Annotated in this window: 23 protein-coding genes; 21 read left to right on the forward strand and 2 right to left on the reverse strand. The window is 70.6% G+C overall.

What is annotated here, in order from left to right; genetic code table 11:
- The first annotated feature begins 33 nt into the window (after nt 1-33).
- The gene (gene thrC / locus G555_RS0106570) at nt 34-1,488 is read left to right on the forward strand and encodes a threonine synthase (protein ID WP_028708264.1); all 1,455 of its coding nucleotides are present in this window, start codon (nt 34-36) and stop codon (nt 1,486-1,488) included.
- An 86-nt stretch (nt 1,489-1,574) separates the two neighbouring features.
- Here thrC and G555_RS18410 read toward each other — a convergent pair whose 3' ends face one another.
- Nucleotides 1,575-2,414 carry an MBL fold metallo-hydrolase gene (locus G555_RS18410; RefSeq protein WP_051208514.1) on the reverse strand — a complete coding sequence of 280 codons (840 nt, stop codon included), beginning with the start codon at nt 2,412-2,414 and terminating at the stop codon, nt 1,575-1,577.
- Nucleotides 2,415-2,644: 230 nt separating this feature from the next.
- On the opposite strand from G555_RS18410, the gene G555_RS0106580 reads away from it, so the two are divergent.
- The 6 genes from G555_RS0106580 to G555_RS18425 all read left to right on the forward strand — a co-directional run bounded on the left by G555_RS0106580 (nt 2,645) and on the right by G555_RS18425 (nt 8,134).
- Nucleotides 2,645-3,130, forward strand: coding sequence for a peptidase (locus G555_RS0106580; RefSeq protein ID WP_245581213.1), 486 nt, complete (start codon nt 2,645-2,647; stop codon nt 3,128-3,130).
- Nucleotides 3,131-3,237: 107 nt separating this feature from the next.
- The gene (hrcA, locus tag G555_RS0106585) at nt 3,238-4,254 is read left to right on the forward strand and encodes a heat-inducible transcriptional repressor HrcA (RefSeq protein ID WP_028708266.1); all 1,017 of its coding nucleotides are present in this window, start codon (nt 3,238-3,240) and stop codon (nt 4,252-4,254) included.
- A 10-nt stretch (nt 4,255-4,264) separates the two neighbouring features.
- Complete coding sequence (gene dnaJ, locus G555_RS0106590; RefSeq protein ID WP_028708267.1) at nt 4,265-5,434, forward strand: molecular chaperone DnaJ; 1,170 nt, start codon at nt 4,265-4,267, stop codon at nt 5,432-5,434.
- Nucleotides 5,431-6,165, forward strand: a complete 735-nt coding sequence (locus G555_RS18415) for a 16S rRNA (uracil(1498)-N(3))-methyltransferase (protein ID WP_036921526.1) — start codon at nt 5,431-5,433, stop codon at nt 6,163-6,165. Before dnaJ ends, G555_RS18415 begins: the two co-directional genes overlap by 4 nt.
- Complete coding sequence (gene tgt / locus G555_RS18420) at nt 6,162-7,472, forward strand: tRNA guanosine(34) transglycosylase Tgt (RefSeq protein ID WP_281168177.1); 1,311 nt, start codon at nt 6,162-6,164, stop codon at nt 7,470-7,472. The genes G555_RS18415 and tgt overlap by 4 nt, the downstream gene beginning before the upstream one ends.
- Nucleotides 7,469-8,134, forward strand: a complete 666-nt coding sequence (locus G555_RS18425) for an HAD family hydrolase (RefSeq protein ID WP_051208515.1) — start codon at nt 7,469-7,471, stop codon at nt 8,132-8,134. The genes tgt and G555_RS18425 overlap by 4 nt, the downstream gene beginning before the upstream one ends.
- An 8-nt stretch (nt 8,135-8,142) precedes the next feature.
- On the opposite strand, the gene G555_RS23025 is transcribed toward G555_RS18425, so the two are convergent.
- Nucleotides 8,143-9,114, reverse strand: a complete 972-nt coding sequence (locus tag G555_RS23025; protein WP_084634843.1) for a DUF4031 domain-containing protein — start codon at nt 9,112-9,114, stop codon at nt 8,143-8,145.
- A 111-nt stretch (nt 9,115-9,225) separates the two neighbouring features.
- Between G555_RS23025 and G555_RS0106615 the strand changes: the two genes are divergently transcribed.
- From G555_RS0106615 to G555_RS0106680, 14 genes are all read left to right on the forward strand, one after another.
- Nucleotides 9,226-9,666, forward strand: coding sequence for a DUF5709 domain-containing protein (locus G555_RS0106615; RefSeq protein WP_051208516.1), 441 nt, complete (start codon nt 9,226-9,228; stop codon nt 9,664-9,666).
- 92 nt (nt 9,667-9,758) lie between these two features.
- Nucleotides 9,759-10,712: a prolyl aminopeptidase gene (gene pip, locus G555_RS0106620; protein WP_028708269.1), complete on the forward strand. Its 954-nt coding sequence runs from the start codon at nt 9,759-9,761 to the stop codon at nt 10,710-10,712.
- A gap of 277 nt (nt 10,713-10,989) precedes the next feature.
- Complete coding sequence (locus tag G555_RS0106625) at nt 10,990-12,183, forward strand: ATP-binding protein (protein WP_028708270.1); 1,194 nt, start codon at nt 10,990-10,992, stop codon at nt 12,181-12,183.
- Between the two features lie 34 nt (nt 12,184-12,217).
- The gene (locus tag G555_RS18435; protein ID WP_051208517.1) at nt 12,218-13,489 is read left to right on the forward strand and encodes a tetratricopeptide repeat protein; all 1,272 of its coding nucleotides are present in this window, start codon (nt 12,218-12,220) and stop codon (nt 13,487-13,489) included.
- 255 nt (nt 13,490-13,744) lie between these two features.
- Entirely contained in the window at nt 13,745-14,671 is a 927-nt protein-coding gene (locus tag G555_RS0106635; protein ID WP_028708271.1) for a PhoH family protein, read from the forward strand.
- Complete coding sequence (ybeY, locus tag G555_RS0106640) at nt 14,668-15,144, forward strand: rRNA maturation RNase YbeY (protein ID WP_028708272.1); 477 nt, start codon at nt 14,668-14,670, stop codon at nt 15,142-15,144. The genes G555_RS0106635 and ybeY overlap by 4 nt, the downstream gene beginning before the upstream one ends.
- Before the next feature lie 34 nt (nt 15,145-15,178).
- Entirely contained in the window at nt 15,179-16,522 is a 1,344-nt protein-coding gene (locus G555_RS18440) for a hemolysin family protein (protein WP_211223191.1), read from the forward strand.
- Complete coding sequence (gene era, locus G555_RS0106650; protein ID WP_028708273.1) at nt 16,519-17,442, forward strand: GTPase Era; 924 nt, start codon at nt 16,519-16,521, stop codon at nt 17,440-17,442. The genes G555_RS18440 and era overlap by 4 nt, the downstream gene beginning before the upstream one ends.
- A 335-nt stretch (nt 17,443-17,777) precedes the next feature.
- Nucleotides 17,778-19,553 carry a 2-isopropylmalate synthase gene (gene leuA, locus G555_RS0106655; RefSeq protein WP_028708274.1) on the forward strand — a complete coding sequence of 592 codons (1,776 nt, stop codon included), beginning with the start codon at nt 17,778-17,780 and terminating at the stop codon, nt 19,551-19,553.
- Between the two features lie 213 nt (nt 19,554-19,766).
- The gene (gene rplS / locus G555_RS0106660) at nt 19,767-20,117 is read left to right on the forward strand and encodes a 50S ribosomal protein L19 (protein WP_028708275.1); all 351 of its coding nucleotides are present in this window, start codon (nt 19,767-19,769) and stop codon (nt 20,115-20,117) included.
- Nucleotides 20,118-20,157: 40 nt separating this feature from the next.
- On the forward strand, nt 20,158-20,943 hold the full coding sequence (lepB, locus tag G555_RS0106665; RefSeq protein ID WP_028708276.1) for a signal peptidase I: 786 nt from the start codon (nt 20,158-20,160) through the stop codon (nt 20,941-20,943).
- The gene (locus tag G555_RS0106670; RefSeq protein WP_028708277.1) at nt 20,943-21,617 is read left to right on the forward strand and encodes a ribonuclease HII; all 675 of its coding nucleotides are present in this window, start codon (nt 20,943-20,945) and stop codon (nt 21,615-21,617) included. Before lepB ends, G555_RS0106670 begins: the two co-directional genes overlap by 1 nt.
- A complete protein-coding gene (locus G555_RS0106675) occupies nt 21,614-21,925 on the forward strand; it encodes a DUF2469 domain-containing protein (protein ID WP_028708278.1) in 312 nt (103 codons plus the stop codon). Before G555_RS0106670 ends, G555_RS0106675 begins: the two co-directional genes overlap by 4 nt.
- 116 nt (nt 21,926-22,041) lie before the next feature.
- Nucleotides 22,042-22,818, forward strand: coding sequence for a TIM barrel protein (locus G555_RS0106680; RefSeq protein WP_028708279.1), 777 nt, complete (start codon nt 22,042-22,044; stop codon nt 22,816-22,818).
- Nucleotides 22,819-22,849: the final 31 nt, after the last annotated feature.

A 22,849-nucleotide genomic window follows, 5' to 3' on the forward strand; every position in this document is an offset into this window, starting at 1 on the left:
ATTGAAGCACGTCGGGGCCGGTAGCCTTGCCCCGTGCGCTACGTCTCCACCCGCGGGGCGGCCGGCGATGTGCCGGTCGGGTTCTGCGACATCCTTCTCGAAGGCCTGGCCCCCGACGGCGGGCTGTACGTTCCGGAGTCCTATCCGCAGGTGTCGGCCGGGACGCTGGAGGAGTGGCGGGGCGTCCTCGCGACGCAGGGCTACGCAGAGCTCGCGTTCCGCGTCCTCAGCCTCTTCATCGACGACATCCCCGCCGCCGACCTGCAGGCGATCTGCGCTCGGGCGTACGCGGCCGAGGCATTCGGATCGCGTCTCGTCGTGCCCGCGACGCCGCTCGCGGGACGGCTGTGGCTCCTGCACCTGTCCAACGGCCCGACGGCAGCGTTCAAGGATGTCGCCATGCAGCTCCTCGGGGAGCTGTTCGCCTACGAGCTGGCGCGTCGCGGCTCGACGCTGAACATCCTCGGAGCGACGTCCGGCGACACGGGATCGGCCGCCGAGTACGCGATGCGCGGCAAGCCGGGAGTCACGGTGTTCATGCTGACCCCGGCCGGCCGGATGTCGGCGTTCCAGCAGGCGCAGATGTTCTCCATCGACGACCCGCACATCGTCAACATCGCGGTGGACGGCGTGTTCGACGATTGCCAGGACCTCGTGAAGGACCTCGCCGGCGACCTCGCGTTCAAGCGGAGGTGGCGGCTGGGCGCCGTGAACTCGATCAACCTGGCGCGGCTGCTCGCCCAGGTCGTCTACTACGTGGCCGGATGGCTCCAGGCGACGTCCGGTCCCGGTCAGCCCGTGAGCTTCGCCGTCCCGTCCGGCAACTTCGGCAACATCTGTGCCGGTCACGTGGCGCGGCGGATGGGGGTGCCGATCGACACGCTGATCCTGGCGACCAACGAGAACAACGTGCTGCACGAGTTCTTCTCGACGGGCGTCTACCAGGTGCGCGGCGCGGCCGACACCTACGCCACCTCCAGCCCGTCCATGGACATCTCGAAGGCATCCAACTTCGAGCGCTTCGTGTTCGACCTGCTGGGCCGGGACGGCGCCCGTGTCCGCGACCTGTTCGGCTCCCCGGAGTTCGCCGCCACCGGACGTTTCGACCTGTCGGGCACCCCCGGGTTCGCCGGGCTTCGGGAGCGTTTCGGAATCGTGTCCGGGACGTCGGCCCACGCCGACCGGGTGGCCACCATCGCGCGCGTCCACGCCGAGACGGGTGTCACGATCGACCCGCACACCGCCGATGCCGTGAAGGTCGCCACCGACCTCATCGAGGGGGTCGCCGAGCCCGTGCTCGTCCACGAGACGGCGCTGCCGGTGAAGTTCGCGGCGACGATTCGCGAGGCGCTGGGGCACGCCCCGGAGGTCCCGGCGGTGTTCGCGGGAATCGAGGGTCTGCCGCGGCACGTCGTGGATCTGCCCGACGATGCGGCGGTTCTCAAGGAGTTCATCGCGACGCGGCTCACGGCTCTCGCCGCCGGCTAGCAGGGGCTCCCCGGTCGAGCCGCTCGGCGAGCCCGGCCCGACGGTGTCGCGATGGTGCCGTGGCCGCGTTCGCGCCCCGGAGATCCTCAGGACAGGGGGCGGACGGGCAACTGCTCGCGTGGGATCAGGCCCTTGCCCGCCAACTCCGCGTACAGCAGGGGCAGCGCCGCCCTCACCGTCGGCTCGGGGAACGGCCAGTCGCCCTTCTCCCAGGCGTCCTCTTCGGCAACGCCCTGCTTGACGAGGTACTCGGCCTGCCCGTACAGCGCCGAGATGCGTGCGCGCTGGTCGAATGCGAAGACACGGTCGACCGGGTCGCCGTGTCCCGGGACGATGAGGGCGTCCTCGCCGAGGATGCCGAGGATGCCGTCGAGTGCGGCCGGCCAGGCGGCGATGGAGCTCTCGGGTCCGAACTGCGGCGGGTCGAGCGACTCCAGCAGGTCGCCGGCGAACACCACCTCGTGTTCGGGCACGATGACGACCAGATCCCCGGCGGTGTGTCCGGGCCCGAAGTGGACGATCTCGGCCCGGACACCGCCCAGGTCGACCGTGGTCGCGAGGTGGACGAGCTGTGACGGCAGCACGAGCTCGGCCGGGTCGATGCGCAGTTCGAACGCTTCCTCGAGGACGACGGGGTCGGCCAGGTCCTGCTCGAGGGATGCGTGACCGATCGTGGGCAGGTCGGTGAAGGCCGCCAGTCCGAAGAAGTGGTCGTAGTGGCGATGCGTGACGACCACGTGGGTTACGTCGGCGACCTCGGCGGCGCGTTCGCGGATCCGACGACCCTGCTCGGGCCAGCTTCCCGTGTCGATGAGCAGCGCTCCGGTGTCGCCCACCACGAGGCCGATGTTGACGTGCTCGGGCTGGGCCACGAGCCGCCACACGCCGTGCGTCACGCGGATCCAGTCGCTGAGTTCGCTCGCCATGCCCCTAGCCTGCCACCTCGGTCGGGGCGGCACGCCGGGACCGTGCGGGTACACCGAACCCGGCCGTGCCGCCGACGGGCGAAACGGACTCACAACCGGCATGTAACGCCGCCGTGACGTCGACACCGCATGCTGGTCGTGTCCAGGATGAACGCCCCTGTCGGGGCGAGGCGCTTCCGGGAGGGACGGGAATGGCGGAGGCAGGGAGCACGCGGGTCGAGGTGACCCCCATGTGCGTGGGAGGCACGTTGCGCGGGTTCCTCATCCTGGGGCGGTGGCCGCAGGACACGGTCGAATGGGCGCAGTTCCTCATCGTCGCCGTCCGCACTGCGGCTGTTCCGGGCATGCTTCCGGCCGGCAGCACCGTGTTCCGCGTGATCGAGGACCTGCCGGATCCCGCGCCGTACGCCGCGATCGGACTCGTTCTCATCGAAGGGTCCCTCGTCGGCGACGACGCGATCGAGCCGGGCCGCTTCGGGGCGCTGCCTCCGGCGCTGGCCGTCCTGCACCCGCCGTCGGAGTCGCCGGGCGACCGGGCGGGGACCGCGTCGGGCTGCCTGTTCCTGCCGGGGCTGCCGCATCTCGGGCTGGACCATCGTGCCGCCTGGGTGGAGACCGACGCGGACGGGGTCGTGACCCGGCTGACGAGCAAGGCCGATCTCGATCCGCGCGCCGACGTCGACACCGCCGTCCTGGCCGCCCTGATCGCGGCCTGACGCCCGTCGCGAGCGCTCGGGCACCGTCGGCGCCGCGGCGCGGTCGGCACGTTCCCGGGAAGGCGATAGACTGGCACTCATACGCCGAGAGTGCCAGGAGGTGGACGATGCTCGACGACAGGAAGCTCCAGATCCTGCGCGCGATCGTCGCCGACTATGTATCCAGCATGGAACCGGTGGGATCGAAGGCGTTGGTCGAACGGCACAACCTCGACGTCTCTCCGGCAACGGTCCGCAACGACATGGCGGTGCTCGAGGAGGAGGGGTACATCACCCAGCCCCACACCTCCGCCGGCCGGATTCCCACCGACAAGGGCTACCGGCTGTTCGTCGACCGGCTCGGGGCGATCAAGCCGCTGTCGGTCGCCGAGCGCCGGGCGATCACGACCTTCATGGAGGGCGCGGTCGAGGTCGACGATGTCGTGATGCGGACCGTGCGGCTGCTGGCCAGCATCACGCGCCAGGTCGCGATCGTGCAGTATCCGGTGATGACGTCGACGACCGTGCGGCACGTGGACATCGTCGTGCTCGGCCCCGAGCGCGCCGTCCTCATCCTCGTGCATTCCTCCGGCAAGGTCGATCAGCGCATCCTCGAACTCCACGGTGAGACCGAGGAGGACGCGGCGGACCTCTCTGCCCGGTTCACGGCGGCGCTGGAGGGGCAGCCGCCGTCGATCGCCGTCGACAAGCTGGTGGCCGCCGTGGAGGCGCTTGCGCCCGAGCGGAAGCCGCTCGGGGAGGCCATCGGCGCGCACCTGATGGAACTGCTCGCCGGCGATGCCTCGACGCGGGTGGTCGTCGGCGGCGTTCCCAACCTGTCGCGGTTCGGGCCGGAGTTCGCACACTCCCTGCGGCCGGTGCTGGAGGCTCTCGAGGAGCACGTGGTGCTGCTGCGTTTGCTGTCCGAGGCCAGCGAGGCCGACAATCTCGTGGTGCGAATCGGGCACGAGAACCCCTACGAGGAACTGCGGGGGACGTCCGTCGTGTCCAGTTCGTACGGCAACAGCAGCACCGTGCGCGCGACCCTCGGCATCGTGGGGCCCACGCGCATGGACTACCCCTCCACCATGGCGGCGGTGCGCGCCGTGGCCAGTTACGTCGGACGATTCCTTTCCGAAGGGTAAGACCAACCTGATGGCTGTCGACTACTACCAGACCCTCGGCGTCTCCCGAGACGCGACGACGGAGGAGATCAAGAAGGCCTATCGCAGGCTCGCCATGAAGCATCACCCCGACGTCGCGACCGACGACCCGAACGCCGAGGAGAAGTTCAAGGAGATCGCCGAGGCGTACGAGGTCCTCCAGGATCCTCAGAAGCGGTCGGTCTACGACCGTGGCGGCGACCCGATGAACCGCAACGGCGGTGGCGGCGCGGGCTTCGGGCCGGGTTTCCCCGGAGGCGCGTTCGACTTCACCAACCTCGTCGACGCCATGTTCGGCGCGCCGACCGCACGCGGTCCGCGGTCACGCGTCCGGCGTGGGCAGGACGCGCTCGTCCGGCTCACCCTCACCCTCGCCGAGGCGGGTTTCGGCGTGACGAAGCGCATCACGGTCGACACCGCCGTGCTCTGCCCGACCTGTTCGGGCGCCGGAACGGCCAACGGCACACAGCCGGTGACCTGCTCCACCTGCCACGGGCAGGGTGAGGTCATCACCTCCCAGCGGTCTTTCCTGGGCGAGATCCGCACGTCCCAGCCGTGCCCGACCTGCCGCGGCTTCGGCTCGGTCATCCCCACGCCGTGCGGTGAGTGCGCGGGCGAGGGGCGTGTCCGGAGCCAGCGCACCATCAACGTGAAGGTGCCCGCCGGTGTGAGCAGCGGGAACCGCATCCATCTCGACGCGCAGGGAGAGGTCGGTCCCGGAGGCGGTCCGGCCGGCGACCTGTACATCGAGTTGTCGGTCACCCCCCACGAGCGGTTCAAGCGCAACGGCGACGACCTCGAACTCGTCGTGCGAGTGCCGATGACCGCGGCCGCGCTGGGCACCGAGATGCAGCTCCAGACGCTGGAGGCCGAACGGGACGACACCGACCCGGACGACACCGAGGTCACCCTGCGCATTCCGGCCGGGACGCAGTCCGGCACCCGGATCGCGATCAAGGACCGCGGTGTGCCGCGGCTGCGCGGGAGCGGGCGCGGCGACCTCGGCGTCACGCTTCTCGTCACGACACCGCAGAAGCTGGACGACGAGCAGCGTGAACTGCTCCGCACGCTCGCCGAGCTCCGCGGCGAGACCTCCCCCGAGCCTGCCGTGGAGAAGCACGGCAAGGGCGTCATCGGCTGGCTGAAGGATGCGTTCTCATGACCGACGCGATGTTCCTGACCGATTTCGACACCCCGCCTGCCGTCGGCGATGTCGTCACGCTGGACGGCGAGGAAGGCCGGCACGCCGCCGTCGTCCGCCGGATCGCCGTCGAGGAGATCGTGCTGCTGGCCGACGGCAACGGGCGCGGCATCCGCGGCACGGTGGAACGCGCGGATCGCTCAGGTCTCGCGGTCCGGGTCGACGAGCTCATCGAGGTGCCCGAGCCCGACCGTCGCATCGTCGTCGTGCAGGCGCTCGCGAAGGGCGACCGGTCCGAGCTCGCCGTCGAGATGCTGACCGAGCTCGGCGTGTGGGAGGTCGTGCCGTGGGAGGCGTCGCGGTCGATCGTCAAGTGGGCCCCCGACCGGGTCGAGCGCGCTCTGCGCCGGTGGCGTGCCATCGCCCGAGAGGCCGCCAAGCAGTCTCGTCGGTTCCGTGTCCCCGTCGTGAGCTTCCCGGCCACGACGACGCAGCTCGTCGCGCGGATCCCCACCGCCGACCTCGTCCTCGTCCTGCACGAGGACGCCACGGTCCCGGTTCCTGCCGACCTGCCTTCCAGCGGCGAGATCCTCGTGATCGTGGGGCCGGAGGGCGGGATCGCGCCGTCGGAGCTGGCCGCGTTCACCGAGGCCGGCGCCCGCGCCGTTCGGATCAGCGACGGCGTGCTGCGCACCTCCACCGCCGGGGCCGTCGCGGTCGGGCAGTTGTACGCTCTCGGTGCGCCGCGGTGAGCGTCTGGGCCGCGGACCTGCGCGGCGACGCGGGGGACGAGTGGGTCCATCCCCGCTACCGGCGCGGGCCGGGCCAGGCCGACTTCCGGTTCACGCCGCGCACGGTCCTCGACAACGGGCTCGGCCGTACGGGAGTGATCCATACCCCGCACGGCGACATCGAGACCCCGGCGTTCGTGGCGGTGGGGACGAAGGCGACGGTGAAGGCCGTGACGCCGGCGGCGGTCGCCGATCTGGGGGCGCAGGCGGTGCTCGCGAACGCCTACCACCTCTACCTGCAGCCGGGCGCCGACATCGTCGACGACGCGGGGGGCCTGGGCCCGTTCATGAACTGGCCGGGTCCCACGTTCACCGACTCCGGCGGGTTCCAGGTGATGAGCCTCGGGGTCGGGTTCAAGAAGGTGCTCGCCATGGGCACCGTCGACGTCACCAGCGACGAGGTCATCGCCGAAGGGAAGTCGCGGCTGGCCCGGGTCGATGACGACGGGGTGACGTTCACGTCCCATCTCGACGGCTCCACGCACCGGTTCACGCCCGAGGCGTCGATGCGCATCCAGCATCAGCTCGGCGCCGACATCATGTTCGCGTTCGACGAGTGCACGACCTTGTTCAACACCCGCGACTACCAGGAGCGTTCGGTGGCGCGGACGCAGGCGTGGGCGGCGCGCTGCCTGGCGGCGCACCGCACCCTGACGCAGGAGCGCTCCGGCCGGCCCTATCAGGCTCTGTTCGGCGTGGTGCAGGGGGCGCAGTTCGAGGATCTGCGGCGCAGCGCGGCTCGCGACCTGTCCCGGTTGCAGGTCGAGGGGCAGCACTTCGACGGGTACGGGATCGGCGGTGCGCTGGAGAAGGAGAACCTCGGGACGATCGTCGGCTGGGTGTGCGAGGAGCTGCCGTTCGGGGCTCCGCGGCATCTGCTCGGCATCTCCGAGCCCGACGACTTCTTCGCGGCGATCGAGCACGGCGCCGACACGTTCGACTGCGTGATGCCGTCCCGGGTCGCTCGCAACGCCGCCGTGTACCACCCGACAGGTCGCTTCAACGTGAACACCGCCGCCAACCGCCGCGATTTCCGGCCGATCGACGACGAGTGCGACTGCTACACCTGCGCCAACTTCACCCGCGCCTACCTGCATCACCTGTTCAAGGCCAAGGAGATGCTGGGAGCGACCCTGGCGACGATCCACAACGAGCGATTCACCGTCCGGCTCGTCGACGACATCCGCCGCTCCATCGACGACGGACGCTTCGCCGAGTTCCGCACCGAGTTCCTCGGGCGCTTCTACGGCCGCCGCGACGAGTCGTGAGGAGCGTTCCGGACGGCGCGCCCGCGGCGCTCCTGTGCGACATGGACGGCACGCTCGTCGACACCGAGCCGTTGTGGTCGGCGGCGATGGCGGGCATCGCGCACGCCCACGGGGCGGCGTGGGACGAGCACGCGGACTCGTCGCGGGTCGTGGGCGCCCTGGTTCCCGAGATCGTCGCGATGCTCACCCGACGAGGCGTCGGGTTGCCGCCCGAGGCGGTCGCGGAGATCCTCCTGGAGGACGTCGCCGGCCGCCTGGCCGCGGACCTGCCGTGGCGTCCGGGCGCCGCGAGCCTCCTGTCGGGGATCGCGGCGCGGGGCCTCCCGTCGGCGCTCGTGACGACGGGCGTGCGCCGGCACGCGGTCCTGGTCGCGCAGGGCGCGCCGGCCGGGGTGCTGCCGGTGGTCGTCGCCTCCGAGGACGTCGCCGACCCCAAACCCGACCCCACGGCGTACCTGCTCGCCGCGTCCCGGCTCGGCGTCCCGGCGGATCGGTGCGTCGCGCTGGAGGACTCGGTGCCGGGAATCCGCGCGGCACTCGCGGCCGGGATCCGGACGCTGGCCGTCCAGCCGGCGACCTCGCTGCCCGCCGAGGTGGCGGGGCACCCGCGGCTGGTGCGGGTCGACGGTCTGGGCGGGGCGCTGGCGGCGCTCGGCTGGTGAGCCGCGGGTCAGGACGCGCCGGGCTCCGCCGAACGCTCCGAAACCGCCGGATTTCTGCCGATTTCCGCGAGTTTGCGAGCGCTCGGCGCACGGTGGGGGCCAGACCAGAAGTCCCGCTCCCGGGCGAGGTTGTCGCGGGCGGCGGCCTCCCACAGCTCGTGGCCGGCGGCGGTCCGGAAGAGCCGGTCGCGATCGAGCAGCCGGTCCAGCACCGCGAGGCGACCCGCGCGCCAGCGCTCCTCGGGCAGATCGGGGTATTCGAGCCGGACGTCGCGGACGTAGACGTCGTAGCGTCCGGGCACGACCGCCAGGATCGCCAGATCCGCATCGCTGAGCAGTGCCCCGGCCGCGTCCGCGGGGCCGGGGTCGTGGGTGGCGGTGAGCCGGACGAGCCTCGCCACCTCGGCCACCTCCGCCGTGGGCACGAGGCCGGGCAGCAGGCGTTCGGCCAGCCGGGCGGAGGCCTGCTCGTCGTCCCCGTCCGCGCCGTCGTGCACGGCGTCGTGGAACCACGCCGCCAGGACGGTCGGCCGGGCGCTCGGACCGGCGTCGAGGTCTGCCAGCCGGTCCAGGACGAAGGCGAGATGGCGCACGTCATGGTAATGGCGGTGCTCCTGCATCCAATGGCGCAACAGTTCGTCACCGATCCCGGCCGCTCCCGGCAGCGTCTCCTCCCACGCGGCGACGAGGCCGGGCACGACGGCGGCGCGCTTCGGGGCCCGCGCGGGGCCGCGGACCCGCAACCCCGAGGCGAGCAGCCGCCGGATCAGCTCCGTCTCCCGCACCGGCTCGGCTCCCAGGGCCACGAGATCGGCGTACAGCCGCCGGGGGACGTCGTAATGATCGTGGTCGAACGCGCGCCACGGAACACCGGCGCGCGTGGCGAACGCGTGCAGCTCGGCGAGCGAGACGTCCGACACCAGGTGCGAGAACACCGTGCCGTGCGCCGGCCACCGCGGCGGATCGATGAGGACGGCCACGGCCGGAACAGTAGCCCCCCTACGGGGCGGGCGCCATCGCCGGCCTCCCGGTGAGCGGCGGTTCGCGCCCGGCCTCCTGTGCGGGAGCAGGAGCCGTGGCAGGCTAGGGATATGACTGACTACGACCCGACCATGCCCGACGAGTCGGAACAGTTGGACCAACTGCAGCCCGACGAGACGATGATCGACCGCGGCGTCGCGGACATCCTCGACGAGGGACTGACCGTCCCCGAGAACTGGTCTCCGGCCCAGGGCTACGGCAACACGCCGGCCGAGATGCGCCAGGGCGAGACGCTCGACCAGCGCGTCGTCCAGGAGATCCCCGAACCGGCGCCCGCCGTGGAGCCGCCCGCCCCGTGGAATCCCGACCCGACCGAACGGCGTGAGGTGGGCTCGCGACGCTCCGGTCGTCTCGTCGACGCCAACGAGGGCTACCCGGGCGAGGACTCCGAGGCTCAGGCCGTCGGCCACGATGTGGGGCTGTCCGGCGGTGCGGCGACGGCCGAGGAGGCGGCGATGCACGTCATCGACGAGTTCGAGGAGAGCGACTGACCGCAGGAACGTGACCGTCGGCGCAGACGGCGCGCCCGTGACAGACACCGACGGGGCGAACACCACGACGAGGACGAGGAGAGACGACAACCATGAGCCTGTACCCCCTGATCGAGCCGTATGAGACCGGGTTGCTGGACGTCGGCGACGGACAGCGGATCTACTGGGAGGAGTGCGGCAACCCCGAGGGGAAGCCCGCGGTGTTCGTCCACGGCGGACCGGGAGGAGGGTCGCTGCCCTCGGCCCGGAGGTTCTTCGACCCCGAGCGATACCGCATCGTCCTGTTCGACCAGCGGATGTGCGGTCGCAGCCTGCCCCACGCCAGCGAGCCCGGAGCAGACCTCTCCGCCAACACGACCTGGAATCTCGTCGCCGACCTCGAACGGCTCCGCGCCGCCCGCGGCATCGACCGCTGGCTGGTGTTCGGCGGCTCGTGGGGGAGCACCCTGGCCCTGGCCTACGCGCAGACGCATCCGGCCGCGGTGACCGAGCTCGTCCTGCGTGGGATCTTCACCTGCCGGCGCTCCGAGCTCGACTGGTACTACAACGGCGGGGCCGGTGCCTTCGCCCCGGCCTGGCGGGAGAGCTTCCTGGCTCCGCTCGGCGGTGCGGCCTTCGCCGGTGACGCGATCGCCGCGTATCACGACCTGCTGTTCGATCCCGATCCCGCTGTGCACGGCCCGGCCGGGGTCGCGTGGACGACCTGGGAGGCCGCCACCGTCCATCTCCATTACAGCCAGGCCGAGGTCGACGCGATGAGCGATCCGGCCTTCGCCATCGCGTTCGCCCGGATCGAGAACCACTTCTTCTTCCACGACGCGTGGCTGAGGCCGGGGCAACTGCTCGCGGACGTCGATCGGATCCGGCACATCCCCGCGGTCATCGTGCAGGGCACCTACGATCTCGCCTGCCCGCCGGTGACGGCGTGGGAGCTGTCCCGTGCCTGGCCGGAGGCCGACGCGCACTTCCTGGACTGCGGGCACTCGGCGACCGAGCCGCTCATCGCCGACCGCCTCGTCGCGGCCACCGACGCCTTCGCAGGCTGATCCGGAAGGCCGTCGTCGCGAACGCCCTCGACACCGGACCGGGGCTTGACATCCGGAGCGCCTCTCGACCTGTTCGGGCGCTCCGGATGACCCCCGCGGCGTAGTAGCTTGGCGGCAGCCCGAACACGTGCGCCGCGTCCTCCCACCGTGCCGCTCTGCCAGGCTGCGCCGCCCTGGGAGCGTCGCGCCGGGCGGCGCGCACGCCTCGCGATGCCGTAGTGCCGGCGCGGTGCATGAGATTCGTGACACGGGAACCGACACCCGGGGAAGGGGCGCCATGGCGCAGGACGAGGACTTCCTCGACGTGATCGAGAACGAGCTGGGCTCGGACCCGCAGAATCTGGGGCTGCGCGAGGACTTTGTCGTCTTGTTGCTGCAGACGGATCCGGACCGCGCGGCGCGCGAGCTGGCGGTGTTCGAGGACGCGGGCGGCGACCCGGCCCGCGTGCGTGTCCTGCGGGCGCGTCTCATGGCCGCCCGCCTGCGCGGCGGCGGGGTCGCCGCACCCGTCCCGCCGCCATCGTCTGTCCCCGTCCGGGTTCCGGTTCCGTCCGACACCGACCTCGACGAGCGCTCGACCGATCACCTGTGGGACGCCGAGCGTCCGGCGGTCACCCTCGCCGATGTCGCGGGTCTCACCGAGGTGAAGCAGCACCTCGACTCGACCTTCCTCGCGCCCCTGCGAAACCCCGAGCTCGCTGCGGCGTTCGGACAGACGCCGGGTGGATCGCTGCTGATGTACGGACCGCCCGGCTGCGGCAAGACGTTCATCGCCAAGGCGATCGCGGGCGACCTGGGCGCGTCGTTCATCCACGTCACCCTCGCCGACCTGCTCAGCAAGTGGATCGGGGACAGCGAGAAGGCCATCCGGAGCGTGTTCCGGGACGCCCGCTCCGCCGCGCCGTGCGTCATCTTCTTCGACGAGTTCGATGCGCTCGGCGGGCGTCGCGCCTCGGGCGGCGGCGGGTCGCACTCGATGCGGATGGTCGTGACGCAGCTCCTCGAGGAGCTCGACGGCGTCGCCAGCGACAACGACGGGGTCTACTTCCTCGCCGCGACCAACCGTCCGTGGGACATCGACCCGGCGCTTCGCCGTCCCGGCCGCATCGACCGCACGGTGCTCGTCCTGCCGCCCGACGCGGTCGCGCGGGCGGCCATCCTGCGCGGGGAGCTGGCGGGCAAGCCCGCCCCGGACGCCGACGTCCTCGCGGTCGCCGCCGCGACCGAGGGGTTCTCGGGGGCCGACATCGCGCAGGTGGCGCGGATCGCCCTGCAGCAGTCGCTCGCCGCGTCGATGAGCGCGGGCGCGATCGTGCCGGTGACCACTGACGGACTGTTGGCGGCCGTGGCTGAGACCCTTCCGTCGACCACGTCGTGGTTCGACCAGATGGCGCCCGTGCTCGAGTACGGCGTCGACGACGGCACGTTCGCGCAGCTTCGCGCCTATCGCGTCCGGCACGGCATGCGATGAGCCCCGGCATGGACCCTACGACAGGAGGACACCGATGACCGATCCCTCGGACACCGAGCGCGCGGCGATCGAACGCGATCGCGACCTGGCGTGGGAGCTCTACGAGGCCCAGCCCCAGCACCCCTTGATTCCCCAGCTCGCGAGGAGCGTGCTCGCGAGGGTCCCGGAGTTCACCGGGATGATCGTCCTGCTTGCGATGCACCACGAGGCCTGCGGGGAGGTCGAGCCGGCGCGCCGGCTCCTCCGCGACCTCGTCGGACGACGCGACCGCCAGTTCCTTAACGCACTCCGGGAGCTCCGCGACCTGGAGTACGGCGATCAGAACTACGCGGAGGCGCTGCGCCTGGCCGATCTCGTGCTTCAGGAGGCCCCGGAGACCACCTGGCGCGACCTGATGGACCGCGGGAGCGCGTTGGCGTTCGTCGAACACCTCGAGGAGGGCTGGCAGCAGATCGACGACGCCGTCGACCTGTGCGCGAGGATCGATCCCGACCGCTACGGAGGCGCGCTCGGACAGCGGGCCACGCTGCTGCTGGCATCGGGTGCGCCGCCCGAGCGCTTCCTGCCCGCGGCCGAGGAGGCGGTCGCGGCCGACCCGAGTGAGACTCTCCTCGCCACCACCCTCGCCTACGCCTACCTCTACGACTACCGCCCGGACCGGGCCGCCGAACTGCTGGGCCGCGTGCTGCGGGAGGACCCGACCGACGAGCTCGCCCAGGGCGGGATGACCGTCGCGCGCGCGTTCCTCGACCCGATCGAGCGCGGTGCTGCAACGATCGAGGAGATCCGCGCCGTCGGCATGGGCGAGATCGCGTGGCGCCGGATGCGCGACATGATCTTCGAGACCGCCCTCGATGAGGCGCTCGCGGCGCTGGACGCTGTGATGCCGGCCGGCCTCGCGGGCTCGTTGCGTCCACCCCTGGACCCGGAGACCGCGAAGGCGAGCGGCGGCGACCCCACGGTGCTCGCCTGGCACGACGGGCAGGAGCCGGGTGCCGGCGATCGGTGGGGAATCGGAGAGCCCTTCCGCCTCATGTCCGGGCGCGAGGTCGACGAGATGGACGACGCGATCGAACGGGATCCCGATGCCTGGCCGCAATGGGACAGCGAGGGCGAGTACTACAGCCAGATCCTCACCGACGATGCCGGCGCCTACCTGATCGAGGGATGGGGCGGGCGCCTGTACCGGCGCGGCCCGGCGGGTACGGCGGGTACCGAGGTCGCCCCGAGCCTCGCCGACTGGGTCTGGGACCGCGTCGCCGCCTTCGGCGGGCAGGATCCGCGCCCGGTCGGCTCGCGTCGCTGAGCCCGGGGCCCGGCGTCGGCGGGCCTTCGTGCAGATCGCGATGCCGACGAGCCCGTCCGCGGGGCCTGGCGGCGAAGGGCGCGCGGGCCGCGGAGAGGGCCGCCGCTCATGCGAAGGGCGGGCGGCATGCGCGAACGTGGTCGCCCGACGTACGATGGATCGGTATTCCGCACCTTGGAGGGCAGCCTGAGTTCCACCGATTCCGTTCCGGATCCTCTCGGCACGCGCCGCTTCAGCGTGCCGCCGAGCCTTGACATGGTGAACGTCCTGGGGCCCCGCGACGAGTTCCTGCGCATCCTCGAACGCGATCTCGCGGCGGATGTCCACGCCCGCGGCAACGAGATCACCCTGACAGGGTCGCCCGAGGCGGTGCGTATCGCCGCCGACGTGCTCACCGAGCTGGTGACGATCGTCCGCACCGGACAGGGCCTCACCGGTGACAGCGTCGAGCGTGTCGTCGCCATGACGAAGGCCGCCGAGCAGACACGTCCTGCCGAGGTGCTCACCCAGAGCATCCTGAGCAACCGTGGCCGCACGATCCGGCCGAAGACCCTGAACCAGAAGCGGTACGTGGACGCCATCGACGCGCACACGGTCGTGTTCGGCATCGGCCCGGCCGGCACCGGCAAGACCTACCTCGCGATGGCGAAGGCCGTGCAGGCGCTCCAGCGCAAGGACGTCAACCGGATCATCCTCACACGGCCCGCGATCGAGGCCGGGGAGCGGCTCGGGTTCCTGCCCGGCACCCTCACCGACAAGGTCGACCCGTACCTGCGGCCGTTGTACGACGCCCTGCACGACATGGTCGATCCCGATTCGGTGCCGCGGCTGATCACGGCCGGCACGATCGAGATCGCGCCGCTGGCGTACATGCGCGGCCGCACGCTGAACGATGCGTTCATCATCCTCGACGAGGCTCAGAACACGACGATGGAGCAGATGAAGATGTTCCTGACCCGACTGGGCTTCGGGTCGAAGGTCGTCGTGACCGGCGACGTGACCCAGATCGACCTTCCCGGGAGCACACGCTCGGGGCTGCGCGAGGTCACCGGGGTGCTCGACGGCGTCGACGACATCGCGTTCTGCACGCTCACCGGGGCGGACGTCGTCCGGCACCGCCTCGTCGGCCGCATCGTGGCCGCCTACGACCGTTACGAAGCCGCGGAGGGTTTCCGCCGATGATCGACGTCAACAACGAGTCCGGCCGCGAGGCCGACGAACTGGGTCTCATCGCCCTCGCACGGTTCGCGATGGACGAGTTGCGGATCCACCCGCAGGCCGAGCTGTCGATCCTGCTCGTCGACGAGGAGGCGATGACCGGCTACCACGAGAAGTACATGGGCGAGCCCGGACCCACCGACGTCCTGTCGTTCCCGATGGACGAGTTGCGTCCGCCGCGCGACGGCGAGGAGCCCGCCCCCGGGGTCCTGGGCGACATCGTCCTGTGCCCGGCCGTCACAGCCCGGCAGGCGGCCGAGAACGGACGCACGCCGCGGGCCGAAGAGGAGTACCTGCTCGTCCACGGGCTGTTGCACCTGCTCGGGTACGACCATGCCGAACCCGCCGAGAAAGCGGAGATGTTCGGCCTCAACGACACGATCATCGCGCGCTGGAGCGAGTCGGGTCGCTCCGCTGCGCCCACCCTCCGATCATGAGTGGCGGCAGACCCCGGCGAGAGCGCGGGGGATCGTGACCGAGACGGACTGGCTGCTGCTCGCGCTGGCCTTGGCGGGCGTCCTCGTGGCGGGCCTGCTCGCTCTCGTCGAGGCCGCGCTGCAGACGGTGTCGAAGAGCCGCGCCCGGCGGTTGGCCGAGGAGGGACGACGAGGGGCAGCGCGGCTGCTCACCATGACGCAGGATCCTGCGCCCTACCTCAACACCGTGTACTTCACGCGCGGACTCTGCGAGGTGACGGCCGTCGTCCTCGTGAGCACCGTCGTGTTCTCGCACGTCAGCGAGCTGTGGCTTCGGCTGCTCATCCCGATCGCGGCGATGTTCGTGGTGTCCTTCATCGGCCTGGGCGTGGCGCCTCGCACGCTCGGCCGCCAGAACGCCGAGCGCGTCGCCCTCGCCGGGTCCGGGCCGGTGAACGCCCTCAACACGGTGCTCGGGCCGATCCCGCAACTGATGATCCTCATCGGAAACGTCCTCACGCCGGGGAGGGGGTTCAGCGACGGGCCGTTCTCCTCGGAGGCCGAGCTGCGCGAGCTCGTCGACATGGCCGAGGCGTCGTCGGTGATCGAGGCCGGCGAGCGCCGGATGATCCATTCCGTGTTCGACCTCGGCGACACCATCGTCAAGGAGGTCATGGTCCCGCGCACCGAGATGGTCTACATCGAGTCGCACAAGACCCTGCGGCAGGCCGTGTCGCTGGCACTGCGATCCGGTTTCAGCCGGATCCCGGTGATCGGCGAGGATCTCGACGACATCGCGGGGGTCCTGTACCTGAAGGACGTCATCCGCCGCGTCTACGACAACGCGCAGGCTCAGTCCTACGAGACGGTCGACTCCGTCATGCGGCCGGCGATCTTCTGCCCCGACAGCAAACCCGTCGACGACCTGCTGCGTGAGATGCAGCGCACCCGCAGCCATGTCGTCCTCGTCGTGGACGAGTTCGGCGGCACGGCGGGCCTGGCCACCATCGAGGACATCCTGGAGGAGATCGTGGGCGAGATCGTCGATGAGTACGACGAGGAGATCCCGCCCTATGTCGAACTGGGCGACGGCCGTTTCCGGGTGTCGGCGCGCCTCGGCATCGACGATCTCGGGGAGCTGTTCGGCCGCAAGCTCGACGACGACGACGTCGACACCGTCCTCGGGCTGATGGCCAAGGAGCTGAACCTCGTGCCGATCCCCGGCTCGATTGTGCAGTGGGAGGGCCTGGAACTCACCGCCGAGCGCGCCTCCGGACGCCGGCACACGATCGAGACCGTCCTCGTGCGGGAGTGCGACGACCACGCCGACGCCGACGGCGATCCCGGGATCGCCGCCGCCACCCAACTGGCCGTCGACGCCGCGGAGCGTGCGTCGTGAGCGCCGGGTTCCGGTCGGGATTCGCGTGTTTCGTGGGGCGTCCCAACGCGGGCAAGTCGACCCTCACGAACGCGATCGTCGGGCAGAAGGTCGCCATCGCGTCGTCCAAGCCGCAGACCACGCGGCACGCGATCCGCGGAATCCTCACCCGGCCCGACGCCCAGCTCGTCCTCATCGACACCCCCGGTCTGCACCGTCCGCGCACCCTGCTCGGCGAGCGACTCAACGACCTCGTCCGTGAGACGTGGAGCGAGGTGGACGTCGTCGGCGTCTGCCTGCCCTGCGACCAGCGGGTGGGCCCCGGCGACCGCTATCTGATCTCTGAGCTGGCCGCCCTGCCGAATCGTCCCGCGCTGGTCGCCGTCGCGACGAAATCCGATCTCGTGCCCCCGCCACGGGTCGCCGAGCACCTGCTGAGCATCCAGGCGCTCGAGGCCGAGCTGGGCGTGATCTGGCGCGAGATCGTCCCGGTGTCGGCGCTCACCGCCGAACAGGTGGACCTGCTCGCAGACCTGCTCGTCGGCCTGCTGCCCGAGGGACCCGTCTTCTACCCGGACGGGGAGGCGACCGACGAGCCGGAGGAGACGCTCGTCGCCGAGCTCATCCGCGAGGCGGTGCTGGAGGGCGTGCGAGACGAGCTGCCCCACTCCATCGCGGTGACGGTCGAAGAGATGGGCCTTCGCCCCGGCCGGCCCGAGGACAAGCCGCTGCTGGACGTCTACGCATCCCTCGTCGTCGAGCGGGATTCCCAGAAGGGCATCGTCATCGGACACAAGGGGGAGCGGTTGCGCGAGGTCGGCAGGGCGGCGCGGGAGCAGATCTCGCGGCTCCTCGGGACGCCGGTGTACCTCGATCTGCGCGTCAAGGTCCTGAAGGACTGGCAGCGCGACCCCAAGCATCTCAACCGGCTGGGCTTCTGAGGGCGGCCGGCTCGGCGGCCGGCGGCACAGTCGCCGGAACCCGCTACCGGGTTCATCCGCCACCAGGCGGAACTCTGAGCGCGTGCAGCCGTCCGCGGCGGGTCGACGTCGGTCCGTGAGCGGACCCCTCCTCCACGAGGGACGCCGCGCTCCTCGCGGCGAGTTGTCGCCGGGGTTTGCCTTGGAGCCGGGTACTGGGGTTAAGGTGTACCCATGCGTCAGGCGAGCCTGCTCCTTCGCCGCCGCAGCGAGGTCTGATCCTCTTTCCAGGCCTCCTCGCTGCGGAGTCTTGACGTGCCTGGGCATCAACCCGAGCGAGGACCACAGACCACACCATGAGCGATTCATCTTTCGGCACGCGCGTCCAGAGCCGGCCCGTGCAGACTCCCAGCCCGATGCCGTTCCACCGGTACACCGCCTTCCAGCCCGTGAAGGTGCCCGACCGGACGTGGCCCGACCAGACCATCGCGAAGGCGCCGCGCTGGCTGTCCACCGATCTGCGGGACGGCAACCAGGCGCTCATCGACCCGATGACGCCGTCGCGCAAGCAGCGGATGTTCGACCTGCTGGTCCGCATGGGCTACAAGGAGATCGAGGTCGGCTTCCCGTCGGCGTCCCAGACCGACTACGACTTCGTCCGCAAGCTGATCGAAGAGGACCGGATCCCCGACGACGTCACCATCAGCGTCCTGACCCAGGCTCGCGAAGACCTCATCGAGCGGACCGCGCAGTCCCTGGTCGGCGCACGCCGGGGGACGATCCACATGTACAACGCCACGGCAGAGCTGTTCCGCCGGGTCGTGTTCCGCATCTCCGAGCAGGAGTGTGTCGACATGGCCACCCGCGGTACCGGCTGGGTCATGAAGCACGCCGCGAAGCATCTGGGCGACGTGGCCGTCGGGTACGAGTACTCGCCCGAGATCTTCACCCAGACGCCGACCCAGTTCGCCGTGGACGTCTGCAACGCCGTCGCGGACGTCTGGCAGCCGTCCGCCGAGCGGGAGATCATCTTCAACCTGCCGGCGACGGTCGAGATGTCGACGCCCAACACCTACGCCGACCAGATCGAGTATTTCTGTCGCAACGTCAAGAGCCGCGAGCACGTGGCCGTCTCGCTGCACCCCCACAACGACAGGGGGACGGCGGTGGCGGCATCCGAACTGGGTCAGATGGCCGGCGCCGACCGCGTCGAGGGCTGCCTGTTCGGGCACGGTGAGCGAACGGGGAACGTCTGCCTGGTGACCCTGGGCATGAACCTGTTCAGTCAGGGCGTCGACCCCAAGATCGACTTCTCCGACATCGACGAGATCCGTCGGGTCGTGGAGTACTGCACCGGGCTGCCGGTCCACCCGCGCCATCCGTACGCGGGGGATCTCGTCTACACCGCCTTCTCGGGCTCCCACCAGGACGCCATCAAGAAGGGCCTGGAGGATCTGGAGGCCAAGGCCGCCGCGGCAGGCGTGGGGATCCACGAGGTCGGATGGCAGGCCCCGTACCTGCCGATCGACCCGCACGACGTCGGACGCACCTACGAGGCCGTGATCCGCGTCAACTCCCAGTCCGGCAAGGGCGGCATGGCGTACATCATGAAGAACGAGTTCAAGCTGGATCTGCCGCGACGACTGCAGATGGAGTTCTCGCGGGCCGTGCAGGCGCACTCCGACACCGCCGGCGGCGAGGTGTCCAGCGAGCAGTTGTGGCGGATCTTCTCCGACGTGTACCTGACCGAGGGCGACCCCCTGCAGGTGGTGACGATCCGGAACCTGAGCAACGGGTCCGGCTACAACATCCGGGCCGCGGTCCGGCATCACGGCGTCGAGCAGGACATCGAGGGCGAGGGCAACGGCCCCGTGTCGGCCTTCGTCGACGCGCTGTCCATCCTGGGCTACCGGGTGCGCGTCCTGGACTACGTCGAGCATGCCCTCACCTCGGGCGGTGACGCCTACGCCGCGGCGTATGTCGAGGTGGAGGTGTCGGTCGGCGACGAGGACGTCACGCTGTGGGGCGTCTCGGTCGACCCGAGCATCGTCACGGCGTCCATGCGGGCGGTGACGAGCGCGGTCAACCGCGCGTACGCAGAGATCTCCGAACGGGCCGGCGCGACCCGCTGACCGTTCGGTCTCCGGTCGCCGGCCCGCCGGGCGAGACCCGCCCGACGGCTCCGGCCGGCCGGCTGCCCACCGTGCCGCGCGGATTTCCTGCCGCGCGGCGCGGTGTGGCATCATGGGGGGCTGTTGCGCCGTGCTCCTGCCACAGGGGGTAAGCCGGCCGGCCGTCCTGAACAACGAGCATCGAAGTGACCTGTGGCACTGGCGAGGAACGACATGAACGACCTGGTTGCCGCTGTCGCGGCAGACGCCCTCAAGACCGATCTCCCGACCTTCCGCCCAGGCGACTCCGTGCGTGTGCACGTGCGCGTCATCGAGGGCAACCGCTCCCGCATCCAGGTGTTCGCCGGCGTGGTCATCGCTCGCACGGGGGCAGGTGTGCAGGAAGCCTTCACCGTGCGCAAGGTGAGCTTCGGCGTCGGCGTCGAGCGGACGTTCCCGCTGCATTCCCCGATCATCGAGAAGATCGAGGTCGAGCGCCGCGGCGATGTCCGGCGCGCCAAGCTGTACTACCTGCGTGGTCTGCGCGGCAAGGCCGCGAAGATCAAGGAGAAGCGCGACAACTGAGGCGGCCCGGCGGCCGACCCCACTCAGGAAAGAAGGAGACGTGGCGGACGACGCGCACGATGAGTCCGGATCGGTCGCGTCCGCCCGCGGCGGTCGGAGCGGTTTCGGCGGCCTGCTGAAGGAACTGACGATCATCGTCGTCGGTGCGCTGGTGATCTCCACCGTCATCCGGGTCTTCGTGGCCCAGATGTTCATCATCCCCTCCGGGAGCATGGAGAACACGCTGCACGTCTCCGATCGCGTCCTGGTGCAGAAGGTCACCCATTTCGCGCGGGGCGACGTCGTCGTCTTCCAGGATCCGGGGGGCTGGCTGGCGGAGTCCTCGCCGGTCGACCGCGGGGTGGTCGGGGACGTCCTCGTGTTCGTGGGCCTGATGCCCGACGAGAGCACGGGCCATCTCATCAAGCGTGTCATCGGCCTGCCCGGCGACACGGTCTCGTGCTGTGATGCGCAGGGGCGGATCACGGTCAACGGCCAGGCGATCGACGAGACGTCCTATCTGTATGCCGACGACTCCGGGCAGGTGGCCCCGAGCGACTTCGCGTTCACCGTCACGGTCCCGGCCGATCATGTCTTCGTGATGGGCGACCATCGCAACAACTCCCGCGACTCGCGGTGCCACCTGCGCGATCCCGCGGGCAACGGCGAGCCGATGGGCAGCGCCGCGTTCGTGCCGGTGTCGGACGTCGTCGGCACGGCGGTGTGGATCGTGTTCCCGTTCTCGCGTTGGGGCGGTCTGTCGCAGCCGGCGACCTTCACCGCCGTTCCCGATCCGCCAGCGGCCCCGGCCCAGGCGGTGATCACCGACTCCGGTCCGGGTTGCTGATGGGACACACGATCCGCAGGGACGCCGGTCTTCACGGCTACGAGCGTGCCTTGCGCAGGGCGGGTTTCGACCTGGTCGCCGGGGCCGATGAAGCGGGCCGTGGCGCATGCGCCGGTCCGCTCGTGGCGGGGGCGGTCATCCTTCCGGCGCGCGTGCACCCCTCGCTGACCGGCCTGGCCGACTCGAAGCTCCTCACCCCCCGCCGCAGGGACGCGCTCTACGACGCCATCACGGCGCATGCCGTGGCGTGGGCGACGGCGAGCCTGTCGCCGGCCGAGTGCGACCGGCTGGGGATGCACGAGGCGAACCTGCAGGCTCTGCGCCGGGCCGTCCTGCGCCTGCGGCCCGCCGCGGACTTCGTCCTCACCGACGGGTTCCCCGTTCCCGGTCTCGGGGCGGAGACCCTGGCGGTGTGGAAGGGGGATCGCGTCGCGGCGTGCGTCGCGGCTGCGTCGATCATCGCGAAGGTCACGCGCGACAGGGTGATGGTCGAGGCCCACCGCCTGTATCCCGACTACGATTTCGACGTTCACAAGGGATACTGCACGGCACAGCATCAAGCGGCGCTGGACAGGCACGGGCCGTGCGGGATCCATCGCCTGAGCTACGACAACGTCGCCAGGACCGCCGGACCGCGGCCGGTGGAGGGGAGCGCTAGGGTGGAGGCGTCATGAGCACCGAAGACCTCGAGCAGTACGAGAGCGATCTCGAACTCGCGTTGTACCGCGAGTACAAGGATGTCGTGGGCATCTTCACCTACGCCGTCGAGACCGAGCGCCGCTTCTACCTCTGCAACGCGGTGGACCTGAAGGTGCGTACCGAGGGCGGCGACGTGTACTACGAGGTGTCGATGGGCGACGCCTGGGTGTGGGACATGTTCCGGCCCGCTCGCTTCGTGAAGAGCGCGAAGGTCCTGACGTTCCGCGATGTGTCGATCGAGGAGATCGCGCACAGCGAACTGGAAGTCCCCGAGAGCCGCTGAGCCCGCGTCCTCGCTGCTCGTCGACGCGGCGCCCCTGAATGTGCTGACAAAAGGTTGACGGTTCTCGGTGTCGTCCGTACGCTCGCGGTGCGTGATGCTCGGATCGGAGGCCGATGATGACCGGATACCGTCTGGCCGCCAGCGCTGAGATGATCCACCTGGAACTGCCGTTCATGGAACGCGTGCGCCGCATCCACGAGCGCGGCCTCCTCGTGGAGATCTGGGACTGGTCGGGCAAGGACGTCGCTGCGCTCGCGGCGAGCGGGGCGCGGGTCGTGTCCATGACGGGCTATCTCCGAGGAGACCTTACCGACCCCGACGGCATCGAGGAGTTCCTGTCGACCGCCGAGCAGTCTCTCGCCGTCGCGGATCGGCTGGACTGCCCGAGTCTCAACGTCCACGGGACAGGGCTGGGGACGGACGGCCTTCCCGTGAGACCGTGCCAGGTCGTCACGCCGGCGATGTGGCTGACGGCGGCCGACACTCTGGCGAGGCTGGCCCTGCTGGGCGAGCGGGAGGGGCGGGTCTTCACCCTGGAGAATCTGAACGTCGCCGTCGACCACCCCGGGACGCCCTTCGCCGCGGCGGCGGACACCCGGGCGCTGGTCGCCGCCGTGGATTCGCCGTTCCTGCGGATGAACCTGGATCTGTACCACGCGCAGATCGGCGAGGGGAACCTCGTCGAGCTGGTCCGGGAGTCGATGCCGTGGGTGGGGGAGATCCAGGTGGCCGACGTCCCGGGGCGATGTGAACCCGGCACGGGGGAGATCCACTACCCGGCCGTCGCCGCCGCGCTGAAGGAGTCGGGCTACGACGGCGTCGTGGCGCTGGAGGCGTTCGCCAGGTCCGACGCGGACGCGGCCCTGGACGCGTTCTGCGCGGCCTTCGCCTGATCGGGACGGATCCGCGGGGTCGGTTCGCGTG

Source organism: Propionicicella superfundia DSM 22317 (assembly GCF_000423465.1).
Classification (GTDB): Bacteria; Actinomycetota; Actinomycetes; order Propionibacteriales; family Propionibacteriaceae; genus Propionicicella; species Propionicicella superfundia.

Bases quoted from the DNA above. Each gene is read 5' to 3' on its own strand.
- G555_RS0106580 (WP_245581213.1), top strand. From the start codon at position 2,645: ATGTGCGTGGGAGGCACGTTGCGCGGGTTCCTCATCCTGGGGCGGTGG.
- G555_RS18410 (WP_051208514.1), bottom strand. From the start codon at position 2,414: ATGGCGAGCGAACTCAGCGACTGGATCCGCGTGACGCACGGCGTGTGG.
- pip (WP_028708269.1), top strand. From the start codon at position 9,759: ATGAGCCTGTACCCCCTGATCGAGCCGTATGAGACCGGGTTGCTGGAC.
- G555_RS18435 (WP_051208517.1), top strand. From the start codon at position 12,218: ATGACCGATCCCTCGGACACCGAGCGCGCGGCGATCGAACGCGATCGC.
- G555_RS0106670 (WP_028708277.1), top strand. From the start codon at position 20,943: ATGGGACACACGATCCGCAGGGACGCCGGTCTTCACGGCTACGAGCGT.
- G555_RS0106680 (WP_028708279.1), top strand. From the start codon at position 22,042: ATGACCGGATACCGTCTGGCCGCCAGCGCTGAGATGATCCACCTGGAA.
- G555_RS18415 (WP_036921526.1), top strand. From the start codon at position 5,431: ATGACCGACGCGATGTTCCTGACCGATTTCGACACCCCGCCTGCCGTC.
- G555_RS0106635 (WP_028708271.1), top strand. From the start codon at position 13,745: ATGGTGAACGTCCTGGGGCCCCGCGACGAGTTCCTGCGCATCCTCGAA.
- rplS (WP_028708275.1), top strand. From the start codon at position 19,767: ATGAACGACCTGGTTGCCGCTGTCGCGGCAGACGCCCTCAAGACCGAT.
- hrcA (WP_028708266.1), top strand. From the start codon at position 3,238: ATGCTCGACGACAGGAAGCTCCAGATCCTGCGCGCGATCGTCGCCGAC.
- G555_RS0106615 (WP_051208516.1), top strand. From the start codon at position 9,226: ATGACTGACTACGACCCGACCATGCCCGACGAGTCGGAACAGTTGGAC.
- G555_RS0106675 (WP_028708278.1), top strand. From the start codon at position 21,614: ATGAGCACCGAAGACCTCGAGCAGTACGAGAGCGATCTCGAACTCGCG.
- ybeY (WP_028708272.1), top strand. From the start codon at position 14,668: ATGATCGACGTCAACAACGAGTCCGGCCGCGAGGCCGACGAACTGGGT.
- G555_RS0106625 (WP_028708270.1), top strand. From the start codon at position 10,990: ATGGCGCAGGACGAGGACTTCCTCGACGTGATCGAGAACGAGCTGGGC.
- leuA (WP_028708274.1), top strand. From the start codon at position 17,778: ATGAGCGATTCATCTTTCGGCACGCGCGTCCAGAGCCGGCCCGTGCAG.
- dnaJ (WP_028708267.1), top strand. From the start codon at position 4,265: ATGGCTGTCGACTACTACCAGACCCTCGGCGTCTCCCGAGACGCGACG.